Origin of the sequence: Methylobacter luteus IMV-B-3098, from assembly GCF_000427625.1 — a bacterium.
Lineage (GTDB): Bacteria > Pseudomonadota > Gammaproteobacteria > Methylococcales > Methylomonadaceae > Methylobacter > Methylobacter luteus.
Window position 1 is genome coordinate 238394 of sequence record NZ_ATYJ01000014.1, and the last position, 14510, is coordinate 252903.

The following is a 14510-nucleotide window of genomic DNA, read 5'->3' on the forward strand; positions in this document are numbered from 1 at the left end:
TAATCCGGCAGATATTAAACCAAACGTCTTCCCCATACGCATGGGGGTGTTTCCATGATGCAGCAGGACAGCGGGCAGCAATATATGTCTTCCCCATACGCATGGGGGTGTTTCTTGGTCGCGTCCATGTTTTTAACGCGCAAGCGCGTCTTCCCCATACACATGGGGGTGTTTCTGCCGACCGCCTCACGCGCGGCGCTGACATTGGGTCTTCCCCATACGCATGGGGGTGTTTCTCACTTGATAATGTGAAAAGAGATTTGGGCATTGTCTTCCCCATACGCATGGGGGTGTTTGTAAGAGACGAAGCAAAATACTTCGCAAAGCAAGCAATAGTATCGAGATATCTAGGCTAACCAGCCAGCTTATGTAGTGCATAGGCTGGCTTTTTTCTACGCCGGGGACTTATTCGGTTAGAAAATTTAAAAGTTGGACAAGTTGTTAATATTTCCCATTGAACTAAGGCCAAATGATGAGATGCTGTTTGAATTCAGGTCAAATGATGAACTGTTGTCAAAAGAAGAAAAACTGTCGTTGCTATGCAAATCAAAGCCATAAGGATTGCCAGCAACATCAACTCCTGAGTAGTTACTAATCATGGGCAATCCAGTTGCGGGGTTGATGTTTCTTTCAAACAAACGATCAAATAAATCGTTTTTGCCAAAACGATTACCAGCAGTATCAAAACCAAACATGTCGCCACCAATCATAGGCAATCCAGTTGCAGGATTTAAAAGAACTATTTGGTTTTCGTCAAAAGGATTTTGGTTATTTTTAAAAGAGTTAATCGATAACCTTATGCTATCGAATAGAAAGGCAATTCGTTTGCAGGCTGATCCAAAAATTGATCGAATAAAATTAAAGACAAAAGCGATCCAATAACTAACAAAGTACATATCTAACTCCTTAATTCAAGCTCTTTCGTAGAAAGTGACCCGGGGACTCGACGCGCTGTCGGAAGGCTTTGCATTTTTCCAAAGCGATTTTTGCGCAGGGAAAATGCAAGATCCTATCTGTTCTGGTGACTACCTGGCTTCCCGCCTCGCAGCGGACGCCCCAAGGAACAAATATACCAAAAATCAAAAGAAACGGTTTGTTTCAAGTGCTTTAGGCTTTAACCATACTGCGTGTTAAATTTCTTCGCGACTGTTTCAGTTAGCTGGATATTGGCATCTCTAACGGATGCCAATGCCTCATTTATGACAGCGGTTATCAATTCTTCAGCTTGAACTTTCCGACCTTGCAAGATCTCAGGTGCAAGCGTAAGAGTTTTTATCTCGCGGCGACCGGTGAGTACGACTTTAACGTCGCCCCCTTCGCTTTCGCATAGAAATTCAAGCTGTTCAAATTCCCGTTTGGCCTGGTCAAGCTGACGTTTGTAAATCTGGCCCAATTCTTGAGGATTTATTTTCTTTTTGTTTTTTGGTTTCAACATGAAATTACCTTTTCTTTCGTTAATTATTTCGGTGGTATTGGGGGTAAATCGTTATCTGATATATTTCGTTGAGGTTTATCGTCGTCGCCAAAATTTTCATTTATGAAGTCTTTGGCTTTAGTTCTCATAGTGTCTGCACTTTTTTCTGCCGCGACAACCGTGTTGTCATAAAAAAGTGATCCTTCGTTTATCATAGCCCTTCCCATCATATGGGACGTATCTTTGTTGTTATCAATTTTTCCACCCAACTCAATATTTTTTCTGACTTCATCAGGATTACCGAGATTGCTATGCTTAAGCGCCGCCTCCACTTTAGCGCGCGGCCCTGTACCAGATTGGTTTCCTGGCTTGGAAGTCTGACCTGATTTTGAGCCGCTGGAATTGTTATCCTTGTCGGCGGTATGATTTAGCGTGGCTGGTTTGCTTGTTTGAGCCGATTTTGGAATATGCTCTTGATGAGGTGCCGTGTGGGATGCAGTTTGTTTGAGCGCCGATGGGTGCCCGCTACGGCTTTCAACACCGACATCAGAATCTTGGTCGCCGGCATAACCTTTGACTTTTGATCTGAATCCCTCGGCCATGTCATTGCTGACAATGCTATCCACTGACTGGCTATTATTTTTGAATTCGGTTGGGCTAATATCCATGCCGGTACCGCTTGTTGTGGGCAGCAGGAAATCGTTGAAGGTTTTTGTCGCGGCGACAGGATCTGCGCTGTTGAGTTTTAAGAAACCAGCCAACGTTTCGCGATCGTCGCCGATCAGGCCCGATGCGCTTGAGCTATTGATTTCATATTGTGCCTCACTACTCAGTTTGGCATATGCTTGCGGCCCTATTTTCTCTTCTAAAGCCCGGTTGGCATTGGATATATCAGCCAATGCCCCTGCTTTATTAAGCGCTGGGCCAAGTTGCCATGTAGCCATATTGATGGATTTTGCATTGGAATCCTGCATGGACGCCATTTCAGAATAGCGCTCTTCTGCCTGTTGAACGGCTTGCAACTGGCTTTGGTATTGCTCGCCAAGTGCTTCCATTTCCTCAGAAGCCTGGAAGCTTTGATTAGTACTGGTTGTCGATTTGCCATTGCTAGAATTTGTTAACTCTTGGTATTGATCTGTTTTAGTGTAGGACTGTGACGCCAAGTCAGATAATGCTTCTTTTCTTTCTGCGGTCATGCTAGCTACAGAATCCAGGGACGATTCAACAGCGGCCTTCATGAAACTCTTATTTCCACCGAGACCTGCATTCAAGCCTGCATTCAAGCCTGCTTTAACCGCTTCTGATTCCGCCGATGACATGGAAGCTGTATCGCTGACAGTCCTGCCGTCACTCGTTGTCCATCCAGTGCCAGAGGAGAGAGTTTGGTTCACGGCGCTGGTGGTCGCATTAGCGACGCTACTCATAGTGCCGGATCGACTGGAAAGCTGATTGATCTTACTCATGGTCTCGTTGGCAGTCGCACTGGCACTGCGAACCGAGCCAGCGGCGCTTTGCTTCGCTCTTCCAAACGTGGATGACGATGAAATAGTGGTATCGGCCATTCCGGACTGCTTGGTCCCGGTGTTCGGCGAGGCCTCCGTTTTTGAACCTAAGGTCATGGCGGGCGTCGACTGGTAGGCGTCCGGCCTCAATCGACCTGGATCAACGCTGCTGGAGGCACCTGACATCATCTTGCTGGACAGGTTGGTGGCCGTCACGGAACCGCCGTAGACGATCATCAAGGCCAGAGCCGGCACACTGGACGCCAGCATGCCGCCGGCCGACAGCCAGGTTTCCAATGTCCCATACAATTGGTCATGGTTGATCATGGCGGTCAGTCCGGATCCGTTGGATTCCGCATTCTCCGCAATCGTTTTAAGCGCTCGCGAGGTCACAATGGTAATGTATAGATTGCATACCGCCATCAGCGGTCCCCATAACGAGATCCAGATCATCATCTGCACATAGCGCACCAGCATGGTCATGCCGACAGGGCCCAACGTGGTCAGGAAAGCCACAATGGGCGAAATGGCCACGGTAAAAATTTCCACAAACGCCATCAAGGGTTGGGCAATCTCATTAAACATCGATTGCTCGCTGGCCCACTGCAAATTGAGCTGCTCTTTGCCCTGGCGCTGGATGAATGCGACCGGACCGCCCTTCAGATAGGATGCCAGCAAGGCGTTTTGCATATAGGTCTGCGAATCAATCTGTGCCTGATCCAGTGCAACAGCCGCCTGATCAATGGTCTCTGCGGCTGTGTGCGAGGGATCTTGAATGCCGAGCAAGCCTGACACATACCTGTCCAGCGCCTCTGAAAACTCACTGGATTTCATGTAATTGACGATATCCTGATAAGCGCCTTTGCAATTTTTCTGCGTGCCGGCAGCGCCGGATGAAGGCAACTTCACCAGGATATCGATGTTGACAAACGACGTGATCAACGCACCTAACAAATCATCGGATTTTTGCAATCCTTCAATAGTCACTTCCGCATCGCTCCCGCCTCTTTCCAAATCGAACATGACGCAACTTTCGATATAGGCATTCAGTGTTTCGCCCAGGCTGCCGGACAGAGAGGAATCGGATCCGGCAGTACCCAACCCGATATGCTGTAATTTGATTAATGTGTTCAGCGAATTCAGATAGCCGTTATTCAACAGGCTGGCTTCAGCGGGCGTTGAAAACGCCGTTTCAAACATCTCCGTCATCTTGACGCCCATAGTTGATATGACAGACATGGGGACAACGACGCCCAGCGGCACATCGTCAACCGTCCTTACCTCGCCCGTATAGACATCCTCGATAATGGCCGTCGCTTTCGGTATAAACAACACTGAATAGGCAAGCAGCGCGATCAGCGAGTAGCGCAACGGGAATTCCTGATTGGTCAGGTAATTAATTGAAATTAACAAAATCCCCAGCACAAATCCGGCATTGATGAGTTTATTCAGGCTGTTATTGCCGAAGATCATCGCGACGCCTTTGAATGCTTCATACAGCATTTCGCCATCGCCGATACTTAAAATGTCATAAGTCATGGTGAATATCCTTAATGGATTTTATGATTCAAAGGCTCTCTTAGCGACCTGACCAGGTTTTCCTGTAAAGAAAGCAAGGTGTTAACGCCCGCTATTGCGTTATTTGCAATAGCCCGTTGTGAATTAATTTGTTCTTTCTTGTCCCGCATGACCTGGAGCATGGATGAATCCATGGGCCTTCCCGTGCCTTCAACGGCGTTTCTGACGGCGTCATACATTTCCTCGATGAAATAACTGGTAAGCTCGATCGCTTGTATATCCACCATTCTGTCTCCTGCCAGCCCGGCCGAGTTTATTTCAGTGCTCAAACGTCTCAACAAGCCATAGGCGCCCGGCGATGTTGAGGCAATGAATTTCTGCTCCTCATTTGTGAATTGATCGGCAAGGGCCTTGCTGGCCAATTTTCTGACAATGCCGCCGGTTCCCGTAGCGCCCGATCCGGTGCCGAACAGCATTTTCCTGATCTTCGGTCGCATGCCGGTGATAGTAATAACCTGGCTGTTATTACCGCTAGGCAGCAAACATTTCGAACTCTCACATTTATAGATAGTTACTTGTCCGCCTTCTATGAAATCCCGGACACTCAAAAGCGCTGGGCGAGTATCATACTGAGCATCCGAGTTATCGTTTTTTACGTTGCGGATGATTGTGCCCGTCAGGCTCATCATGACCATTTTCATCTGCTCATCATTACTGGTATACCAACTGGCTGCATTTGATGCCTGCAGGGCTTCATAAACGATATTGCCGGTAATTTCATTCACAGATCCGTGAGCAATCATCACCTTGGCCGGAGAGTCTGTTGTGCCTTCTTTCGCTTTAAAGAAGTCCTCCAGGTAACCATGTTGAGCAGTCAGTCCCCCGGCCTCAAAGACTTCTTTGTCCCGCCATGCTTTCAAGCCTGTTGCATTGACAACATTCTGAGCCGCTTCGCATGAATTCCGCATGAGCGAGTTGAGGGTCGCCACGTCTTTTTGTAGCTTCGACATAATTTGCGAGCACGTGGGGCACATGCCTTCAATGGCTAATTGAAACGCGTAACCGACTGCCGCCTGGGCAATGCTACGCATAAGCTGAGTAAACTGCGCGCTATTAATATAGGAGAAAGAACCACCAAACAGGTCAATTCCGCCACAGCCTCCCTTGATGTCCGGCGGGATAAATGAAACAAGGTTGGGATGAACCACCTTGTTGCGCATTGAGAGACTGCCGCCGGCGATCACCCCGCGCCTCTGGGTTTGATAGGATCCGGCCGCCGTGACATTGATCATGTCATTGAACATGCCGTTTAACTCGCTATCGAGTCCTGCTTGTGCTGGATGGGCCATGAACAGCGCTAAGCAGATGAGTGCCAACAGAGTTCGGTTTCGCATAATTAGATCCAGACGATATCGCTGAAATAATCCATCCGGCATTGGTAAAAATTATTGCCGGTTTTTTTTGTCGGCGCTTTAACGGCTTTTTTTAGCCGAGCCTGATTTCTTGACAGAAAGTAGCCTTGCCCGTATTTGATGCCCATCAGGATGGCGCAGGTCACGTCGGATTTCGAATACAGGTCATCGGCGATGATCTGTATATGCTCGGCATTCAATTTTTCGATGACGCCATACGCCTGCGATGCGATGGACAAATCTTCCCGCATCTCCATGATGGCGCCTTTTTTAATCTTGAACACATCGATGTATTCACTGATGCCTTTCGAATTGAATTCAAAAAGTCGGGCATGAAATAAGCCGACCCTGATCTGGCGCTTCCGCAGTATTTCAAACAGCGGCCGGGATTGTTCGAGCGCCTGGTACCCTTCCTGATCGCGCGCATCGATGACGATTTCCAACGGAACCGACGGCAGCGACGAAGTCAATTCATCCAGGAACAGTTTCAGATCGTTCGGCTTGGTCTGATGGGCGAGTCCCCACGACAAATAGATCGGCCGCCCGGATTTATGCAGCCATTTCGACAAGTGGGCATGGATGTCCGCCAGCAAGGGCTTTTCGTTGCCGGATTGAATCAGCTTGAAGGTATCTTGAGCTTTTAATAGTTTTTGTCCGCGCTTAACATTAACTTCCATGCCGACCATGGTTGCGTCAGCCAGATGGAAGCGCGGCGTGAATAGAGGCACATATCGGTCTTTAGTGTGATGCATTTGTTTTTAAAAATTGTTTTCAGTGGTAAGCAGTCAGTAGCATTTAAGCTGCTTCAAAGTTGTTGTCTTAAGTTATCGCGAATGATCCTCACCAATTCGCCTGGTTCATTCACGGTCTTTTCGTCAATGCTCTGAAGGGTCCGGTTATCTACCTGGATGGGGTTCACCTTCAGCGTGTCCTGATACTCATCGTCATTCAGCCAACCATTCTCATAAGATAAGGCGATGGCCCGTTTGACGATTTCGTCACCGGATAACAAGCCCTGTCCCAGTTGCAGGGCGCCGCCGTTCTCGCCCGGTTTAACCAGGAATAACGCGGGCGTGGTCTCGACCCCCAGTTTCTTGGCCTGGCCCCGGTCAAGGGTGAAATCAGGAAATTCCCCGTTTGACAAAGGCAGGCCGTCGAGCGCAATAGGGAGCACCTTGAATCCGTAGGCATTCATCAGGCCTTTCAAGACGCCGGCTTCCTTGACGCAGAATTCGCAGGTGCTGGCATAGAAGAACCACAACCCCGCGCTTTCAGCCAGTTTTTTCGATGCCTTTTCGATGCCTTGGGTTGACATCTCATCTTTGGCGAACGCCCCGAATGTGGCGATCGGACGCCTGGCGTTCTCGTCCAATACGGAATCGCTCATCACCACCCGCTGGGAAACCTCGGTAAATTTCTCGGCTTTGTCCAGCATGACCCGTTGCAAATACATATAGGCCGACACGTTTTCATGGGTCGGTTCGTCGATCGCCTTATCGCGATACTTTTCCATGTTCTTGCGGAACCACTCAGCCGACAGGGGCTTGGGTCCTGAGGGAGCCGCCGGCGCCGCTGGTTTCTCCGGTGTAGGCGGAGGTGGCAACGTCGGTGCTGGCGGCTCTACTTCGGCCATGTCCTCTTCCAAGGCCGGGTCTTCGTACCAGAACCAGCCGCGCTCCTTGTCCTCGTAAAAAGGCGCCCCGTCAGAAACGGACGCGGAGGACTCCCGTCCATCGGAGACGCTGAAAAACGAGCCGGCGTTGTCGTTTTCCTGAGCGGACACGGCATGACTGCAGCAGGCCAGCGCGAGCGTTAAGGGCGGCAGGAGCTGTCTGATCACGCCGCGACTTCTTGTTCAGCGTCAAGCGTGGCGGTTTCTTCCTGCGGCGCCTGAGGGGTAGTGTCTTGGGCCGCCGTGCGGTTATCATCCGTTTCCGATGCAAGGGCTTCGGTCTGACCGTCGTCTTGCTGTCTGGCCTGGTTCCGTGCTTGCACCCGGTCTCTGACCCCTAAGGAAAGCGTCCGGGTTTGCGTCTGGATGCGTCTTATTTCACCGTCAATTTCAGCGAGCGCCTTGTTCCGTTGCAGGTCATCGATCACGCAGGCCAGCCAGAGGGCGCTGAGTTTTTCATCCAGTTCCTGCACGGTTTTTAAGGTCTGCAAGAACCGGTTGGCCAAGGGATCAATAATGGTGATATGGGTCGTGCCGAATTGCGGCTTGCTCATGTTCACGTTATCTTTTTTCAGGAGCTGCTCGGCCACGGTGATCTTCTTGCGCAGGTTGTCATTGACCTCTTCCATCAGGCCAATGATTTCCTTGGTCAGCTCGCTTTCCACCGTGGCGTTGGCACCGACGCGGCAATAGAACCGCAACAGATAAGCGGCACGGGAAAACCGGTCAAAATTGCGCCGGTAGAGGCGCAATACGTTAACGGAGAAACGCGCTTGCACGATAATGCGGTTATCGCGGCACTCGCTGATGAAATGTCGTCTGACCGGATTATCCCGGGTGGGGCGACTGGATGCGTTTTGTGGAGTTTCAGCCATGATGGGGTCTCTCTGGGTTCGTTTATGGAGCGGTTAATAGCCGGAGCGCAGAATGTCTTCAATCGCTTCGGCGGTCGTCATGCCGCGGCGGGTGCGTTCTGCAATTTTTTTAATGTCATCAGGGTGTGTCGAATACAGCAGCTTGGTGTACTTATCCACCATCAATCGACCTATCCCCAGGCCGTAGCTGGTCATGAAGAAGATTTCCGAATACTGGCCGGTGACGGTATGCACGGACTTCAGGAACGTATAACCGCCCTCCCCGATCATGAGCCGGTTCTGGCGTTTGATCGATTCAATGGTTTCGGGCTTCTGGTAGAGCAGGAAAAGATTGGCCGAGTTTTCGGCGATCGCCACACCCGACGGCGAGTTGTACAGGTCGTTTAACGATTGGGTAATGGTGATGGCGGCGCCATTGTATTTCCGGAACCGGCGATAGCCGGTCTCGATAAAGCTGGCGATGTTGCCTTTGGCCAGCAGATCCCAGGCTTCGTCAATGATGAGGATTTTCCGCTGGTCACGGTTGCCCAGATACATGGCCTGCTGGATCTGGTAGATCAGAATCAGCAGCACGACCTGTTGCAAGTGACTGCGGCCTTTCAGCTCTTCGAGCTCCAGGCAGGTCAGCGCATTATCAAAATTGACGTTATTTTCGCCATTGAAGAAGCGCCCGTATTCGCCGCCTGACGTGAAGGCGAATAACTGATGCCCCATGTCCACGACACGCTGGTCCTCGTCCTGGAGCAGTCGTTCCGCCACCCGGTCAACCGTCATGGACCGTGCGTACTGATCCCAGAGCGCTTTCAGGATAGAACGCAGTCTCGCCAGCTGCAGATCGGTCAGTTTGTCTTCCATCGCGGCCATGGACACAATGATCCCTACCAGCATGTCCGCCTCTTCATTGTAGTTTTTGATAATCTGAAACGGATTCAGACAAATATGACTGTCTTCGCCAAACTCAACGAAATCACCGCCAATCGCTTTGGTCAGTTTCTCGTAAGAACGACCGATATCGATCACCCAGCACTTGGCGCCGGAACTGATATAGGAGGTGATGATATCGTTGGTCAAAAACGATTTGCCCGAGCCGGAGGCCGCCACGACGCAGGTGTTGTAATTCGTGTTGGAATCAAAAATATCCATGTTCATGATTTGCCCGCCACGCGAAATGAACGTCAGCTGTGGCGTTCCTGTACCGCTCCAGTCCGAGGTAATGGGCAAGAATTCGACGGCGTGCCTCGAGCCGCAGCGCTTGTAGCGTTGCAGGAATTGCACGGCTTTGGCGTCGGCGCAAAAAGGCATCGCATTGACCAGCATCGGCAGCGTGACGTATTTGTCCTCCTTCATGTTCCAGCCCAGCTCGCTGAAATAGGTCTGGGCTTCCGTGAGCCGGGTACTGCTTTTTTCCAGCGAGTCGGTAAACAACCCGACGCACAATTTGATTTTGAGTATCCGGTCGCCATCGTTGATGGATTGGAACAGCATATCCGCACTCTCTTTTTTAAAGAGCAGCCTGGGATTGAATTTCAGCATCGGCCCGTAAGCCTGATAATTGATCGCATTGCGTTCCTTGTCGGCTTTCTGCTTTTCAGTGGCGTTATCCGGAATGAAGATATTCAGGTTGATGAAAAAGTTACCGTGAATGCCGCGGTTGCCGGTCAGGGGATCGCCGATCAGCCGGCGCATGTTTTGCAGGCTCATCTTGCCGGGCAACCGCACCGGCGACAGGATGCGCAGCCGTTTATGGCCGAGCCAGGCGCCATTGGCCTCGATTTGCATCATGTCGTCGGATTCGCTGAGCTGCTCATTAATCGGGGTCGTCGGGTCGTAGTAAGACGCCGCGCTACGCCAGTTGGCAGACGGGCTCCAGTGCAGGATTTGCCCGATCACGCGCAGGTAGCGTTCGGCATCCATCGATTGCGGTTCAAAGCCGGCCGATTTCAGCGTTTGTTCAAACGACAGGCGCAGATCCCGGGCTTGGGCAAATTCATGCTGGGTCGGGAGTTGGCCTTTTTTCTCCAGCGGTAGCTTGATCGTGAAAACCACTTTATAGTCGCGGACAAAGGATTGGGCGTGCAGGCTGATGGCTTGACTCGCCCCTTCCGTCAGCATGTTCAGGCGATTTTCCATGGACTCTTTCAGCGCCGGATCCTGGGTGGTGCGAAGCTGCTTGATCTGATCCAGCGTCGGACGAATGTCCTGTGAACCCATCAGCATGATCTGGATGAAGCTTGCTTTCGGGTAATCGAACGTGAACAACACGTTCAGTCGCTGAGTGACAGACTCATCGCCGGCAGGCAGTGGCTTGCTGACAAAGCCGAAGCCCAGGTACCCGTCGGCCATGAAAAACAACTGGTTGTTCTCGTCGAACGATTCGACCGGGACGAGTTCCCTTAGTGTATGTCGCTTGAGATGCTTTTCATAAACCGATGCACTCATTTTTTTACCCCGTGTGTTAATAAAAAACAGAGCTGCTATTTTAGGGGGCGGAAAATTTTTCTGTCGGGTCGAAAGACGCGCAAAAAACGCCTGTTTTAATTTTTTTTAGCCAAATCGGGCTTTTTTAAAGAAAATTCGGCATAAAAAAAGGCCGCACATGTTTTCATGGGCAGCCTTTCAAGAATTCAAGCCTATATCGCCCGTTGTGGAACAGGCGATATGGGGGGCATTAGACCAGCGCGGCTACCACACCGTTGATCACGGTCGGCGCGTAATACAGGGCTAAAGCACCGCCGATGCCGATAACCACCGCGATGATGGATTGGTTAACGATACCCGCCGCCAGACCTACCAGGAACATGCCCAGCGCGATGATTTTGCCCAAGGTGCCTTGAGTCCAGCCGACCAGCAGCGTGTAAATGTCGTCGAACTCAGTGCCCGCAGTACCGGCCATCGCGTCGTTAGACGCCAAGGCAACCGCAGCAACGGCAGCAGAGGTCAGAACTACTTTAGATTTCATTAAACGTTTCATGGGAACAAACTCCAAAAAAAATATGCTTAGGGTCTTGGCCAGCTATTGCAATTTACCGGCCGGGGTTCTGTTCCGGAACGGAAATCATTGTCTATAAATTTTTAAAAAATTTCAGATCGAAAGAGGCCCAAACACACTGACCTTTCAGTTGAAAAGTGAAAGGCGCGGTTTTTCGCTGACCTTTCGGGGGGATGGACGCCTAAAAAGGCCATTTTTTTAAAAATTTTTGGGTTTTTGGCGAAAAAAAATAGGCAAAAAAAAGCCCCGAGGCAATTTCGGGGCTCTTCTTTCGGCAACGGTTGCGGTTTTTTAGCGCGCCGAGGTCGGAACTGAGAGCGGCGCTATCGCCGAGCCGGGTGATTTAAAACGATCGCCCAGATTCCATCGCCGGCTTTCTATCTCGGTATACAGATACCCGTCCGCATGCAGATCGCCATCGTCATCCTCCCAGGGCGCCATCCAGATCCGCATCACTTTGGCCTGTGTCCGAATAGGCACCGGCTGTTCGATGCTGGGCACCGCCACCTGGCTTTTACCGGGTATCTGTCCGGCTATGGGGGCGGCTTTCCCGGATTCTTTTTCTAATTCAGACGCCGTTTTCACATAATCCGACGATTCGGTCGCCTGATAGACCTGACGCGCGGACAAACAGCGCACGCCGTTGATTCCGCCTTTACAGCCGAAATCGCTGTCTCCAAGAGCCAGGAACGAACAGCCTGATAAATTGATGGCGGCGATTAAAGCCACCAGGATTAATGGTCCTTTAACGCCCGTTGATTTCGTCTTCAAGGTCTTTCTCCAGCAAGGTTTTGAATGATTGGGCGCCGCCTTTATAAGTATTTTTCGACGGCAGGAAAATGTAAGGCACGCCCTGAATATCCAGCAGCTTCGTAGCCACGACGGCTTTCTGCAACGGCTTCAGGCCGCAAGCGCCTTCTTTACGCTCCAGCGCGGGCAGTTTCGAATAATCCTTGGCGACCAGCGCTTTCAACGATTGTGCTTTGTCCTTGTTGCACATCAGTTTCTTGCTGATCTCGGCCGATTCCTTGCCCAAGACCGGGATCAGAACCAGCTTAAACACATACTCTTTGCCCAATGGTTCAAGCTGGCCGATCAGGTTATGGCAATAAGGGCATTGCGGATCGATAAAGATGACGACTTCTTTCTTGCCGGTGCCGATAGTGAACGTTGACAACTCATCCGGATTCAACCCGATCTTGCGCAGGTCGATTTTATCGATGCCTTGGGTATCGGCGACCGAGCCAATGAGCTTGCCCTGCCACATATCGACCAGCTTGAAATTGCCAGCGACGACGAAATGGCCGTTGTCCGTGATCAGGAACGTCTTGTCGCCGGCTTTGACCAGCGACAGCCCCGTGACCGGCAGCCGCTTGACTTCATCCACGCTACGCATGAACTCTTTGACTTCCTTGGTCATTTCCGTGTCGGTTTTCGGTTGTTTTAGTTGAGAGTCATCGGGACCTGCCGCTTGCGTTTGAATCCATGCACCCGTCAGCGCCATGACTAATCCTAGTTTTTTAAGCATTATTTTTCTCCAACAAAGTATTAAAAAAATTAACGGCCATAACCACCGTAGCCGCCCTGCCCGCCTCGGCCATACCCGCCTGAACCACCGCGGCCTCCCCCATAGCCCTGCATCATGCCATTCAGCACGTCGCCCATCATGTTGCCGCCGTAGCCGTTACGGTAGCCATCCTGATCGCCGCCTCCATAGGCGTTATTGGCATTACGGACCCCGCTTTGCCCGCCAGTCCCATGGCCTGATCTCGATTTAGGATTCAGCGACATGCCGCGGATCATGATGAAATCGATTTTCCGGCCGGCATCCACTTCAATGATCGGAAAAATGTTCTTGGCCATTTCCAGGTAGTAATCGGCAATTTGCTCAGCCGCGCCTTTGATGCCGCCCGTCAGCGCCTGACCAGCCAGCATTTCGGGCGAGGGATACTGGAAGGGTTGTTGCTCGCCGGGCTGGGCGTTGTCCCGGTAGGCCAATACTTTTTGCGGTGCAAACGCCTGGCTGATGCCGGCCACGAAGCCCGACAACAGGGCATTGCCTATGATCTGGCCATTCTTGCTGACCAGCCGCCCCCTGACGCCCGCTTTGCCGTCTTCGCCGACCGAATAGGCATCGATGGCGGTTTCAATAACCGCGCCGTCTTTCTTGACGCAGGAAATACGCTCCGCTCTCATGTAGGCGCGTTCGGCGCTCAGGTCGCCGTAACCGCTGGCGATCAGGAAACACTCGCGAATATCCATGCGGTAACGGTTCGGCAAAATGGCTTCGTGCTTGACCCGCAACAGGGCCGGGAACGGATCGTTGCGCGACTGGTTGGCGGTCGGCGCATCAAGACCCGTTACCAGCGTGCCGCTCAAAATACTGCCGGCCGGCAGGAACATATCGGGCACGCCGGTTTTACCGGAGGGCTTTTTGATATTGACGAATTCGGTTATTTTTTTGCCGGCGATTTTTTGTGTGCCTTTATCGCTTTTTTTGCTCTCTTCTCCCTCTCCTGTCACGACCCGTATCTTCGGCCCCGTTTCGGCGGGGGCGGTATCGCTTTCCGCCAGGGCGGGCGGCTGTTCGCCAAGCAGTTCCGGCTCTCCCGTGTTTTTTTTGCTTTTTCTGCCTTTGCCCGTGCGGGCCGGTTTCTCATCGAGCGGGATTTCAGGCAAAGGCACCTGGTTTTTCAGCGCCTCCTGCGCCGCGTCAATTTTCTGGTACAGATCATTGGTTTGTTGCGCCAATTTCTCCGTGCGCTTGTTCAGCTCTTCCGTCTGCAGCTTGATCATTTGCGAGGCTTCCTGGATTTTTTGATCCTGCCGCTGAAAGGTCGTGCGGATATCGGAAAAGTCTTCCGTCAGCTTTTTGATCTTGCCGGCCATCGCATCCATGGACACGTCCCGGGGACTTTTGCCATTAAATAAGGTGTATTCCACCTTGCGGGGTTTTTGCATGATCTTGGGCGTATCATCCGATGTCGCCGTGATAACAATCGCCGACAGCACAAAAAACAGGGCACTGCCTCCAATTAGCGTCAGCTGCTTGCGCTTCGACGGGTCCAGCTTGGTATACCAGTCGATCAGTCTTTCCTGGGGTGTTTTCTTTTCAAGGTCGATCACAA

At 51.3% G+C, this 14510-nt stretch carries 12 protein-coding genes and 1 CRISPR repeat array (1 of these 13 cut by a window edge); all 12 genes read right to left on the reverse strand.

Annotated features, from left to right (window positions below; all coding sequences use genetic code 11):
* A CRISPR array of direct repeats spans window positions 1–297; the repeat unit is 28 nt; unit sequence GTCTTCCCCATACGCATGGGGGTGTTTC; it begins 1073 nt to the left of the window's first position.
* Window positions 298–422: 125 nt separating this feature from the next.
* Complete coding sequence (locus METLU_RS0101210) at window positions 423–896, reverse strand: hypothetical protein (protein WP_027156638.1); 474 nt, start codon at window positions 894–896, stop codon at window positions 423–425.
* A 218-nt stretch (window positions 897–1114) separates the two neighbouring features.
* Window positions 1115–1435 carry a YbaB/EbfC family nucleoid-associated protein gene (locus tag METLU_RS0101215; protein WP_027156639.1) on the reverse strand — a complete coding sequence of 107 codons (321 nt, stop codon included), beginning with the start codon at window positions 1433–1435 and terminating at the stop codon, window positions 1115–1117.
* A gap of 23 nt (window positions 1436–1458) precedes the next feature.
* Entirely contained in the window at window positions 1459–4455 is a 2997-nt protein-coding gene (locus METLU_RS0101220; protein WP_027156640.1) for a conjugal transfer protein TraG N-terminal domain-containing protein, read from the reverse strand.
* A gap of 11 nt (window positions 4456–4466) precedes the next feature.
* Window positions 4467–5828: a conjugal transfer protein TraH gene (locus METLU_RS26535; RefSeq protein ID WP_051299713.1), complete on the reverse strand. Its 1362-nt coding sequence runs from the start codon at window positions 5826–5828 to the stop codon at window positions 4467–4469.
* A gap of 2 nt (window positions 5829–5830) precedes the next feature.
* Window positions 5831–6598, reverse strand: a complete 768-nt coding sequence (locus METLU_RS0101230) for an EAL domain-containing protein (RefSeq protein WP_027156641.1) — start codon at window positions 6596–6598, stop codon at window positions 5831–5833.
* A 53-nt stretch (window positions 6599–6651) separates the two neighbouring features.
* The gene (gene traF / locus METLU_RS24155; RefSeq protein ID WP_051299714.1) at window positions 6652–7686 is read right to left on the reverse strand and encodes a conjugal transfer protein TraF; all 1035 of its coding nucleotides are present in this window, start codon (window positions 7684–7686) and stop codon (window positions 6652–6654) included.
* On the reverse strand, window positions 7683–8393 hold the full coding sequence (locus tag METLU_RS0101240) for a hypothetical protein (protein ID WP_027156642.1): 711 nt from the start codon (window positions 8391–8393) through the stop codon (window positions 7683–7685). The genes traF and METLU_RS0101240 overlap by 4 nt, the downstream gene beginning before the upstream one ends.
* Before the next feature lie 33 nt (window positions 8394–8426).
* Window positions 8427–10832 carry a type IV secretion system protein TraC gene (traC, locus tag METLU_RS0101245; RefSeq protein ID WP_027156643.1) on the reverse strand — a complete coding sequence of 802 codons (2406 nt, stop codon included), beginning with the start codon at window positions 10830–10832 and terminating at the stop codon, window positions 8427–8429.
* 229 nt (window positions 10833–11061) lie between these two features.
* Window positions 11062–11352 carry a TraA family conjugative transfer protein gene (gene traA / locus METLU_RS0101250; RefSeq protein WP_231383516.1) on the reverse strand — a complete coding sequence of 97 codons (291 nt, stop codon included), beginning with the start codon at window positions 11350–11352 and terminating at the stop codon, window positions 11062–11064.
* A 321-nt stretch (window positions 11353–11673) separates the two neighbouring features.
* On the reverse strand, window positions 11674–12153 hold the full coding sequence (gene traV, locus METLU_RS24160; protein ID WP_051299715.1) for a type IV conjugative transfer system lipoprotein TraV: 480 nt from the start codon (window positions 12151–12153) through the stop codon (window positions 11674–11676).
* Window positions 12128–12910 (reverse strand): DsbC family protein, encoded by a 783-nt coding sequence (locus METLU_RS24165; RefSeq protein WP_081678982.1) that lies wholly within the window; start codon window positions 12908–12910, stop codon window positions 12128–12130. The genes traV and METLU_RS24165 overlap by 26 nt, the downstream gene beginning before the upstream one ends.
* A gap of 29 nt (window positions 12911–12939) precedes the next feature.
* Entirely contained in the window at window positions 12940–14508 is a 1569-nt protein-coding gene (locus METLU_RS24170) for a TraB/VirB10 family protein (RefSeq protein WP_051299716.1), read from the reverse strand.
* Window positions 14509–14510 lie beyond the last annotated feature (2 nt).

Coding starts and splice junctions, on each gene's coding strand:
- METLU_RS0101210 (WP_027156638.1), bottom strand. CDS start 896: ATGTACTTTGTTAGTTATTGGATCGCTTTTGTCTTTAATTTTATTCGA.
- METLU_RS0101215 (WP_027156639.1), bottom strand. CDS start 1,435: ATGTTGAAACCAAAAAACAAAAAGAAAATAAATCCTCAAGAATTGGGC.
- METLU_RS0101220 (WP_027156640.1), bottom strand. CDS start 4,455: ATGACTTATGACATTTTAAGTATCGGCGATGGCGAAATGCTGTATGAA.
- METLU_RS26535 (WP_051299713.1), bottom strand. CDS start 5,828: ATGCGAAACCGAACTCTGTTGGCACTCATCTGCTTAGCGCTGTTCATG.
- METLU_RS0101230 (WP_027156641.1), bottom strand. CDS start 6,598: ATGCATCACACTAAAGACCGATATGTGCCTCTATTCACGCCGCGCTTC.
- METLU_RS0101240 (WP_027156642.1), bottom strand. CDS start 8,393: ATGGCTGAAACTCCACAAAACGCATCCAGTCGCCCCACCCGGGATAAT.
- traC (WP_027156643.1), bottom strand. CDS start 10,832: ATGAGTGCATCGGTTTATGAAAAGCATCTCAAGCGACATACACTAAGG.
- traA (WP_231383516.1), bottom strand. CDS start 11,352: ATGAAATCTAAAGTAGTTCTGACCTCTGCTGCCGTTGCTGCGGTTGCC.
- METLU_RS24165 (WP_081678982.1), bottom strand. CDS start 12,910: ATGCTTAAAAAACTAGGATTAGTCATGGCGCTGACGGGTGCATGGATT.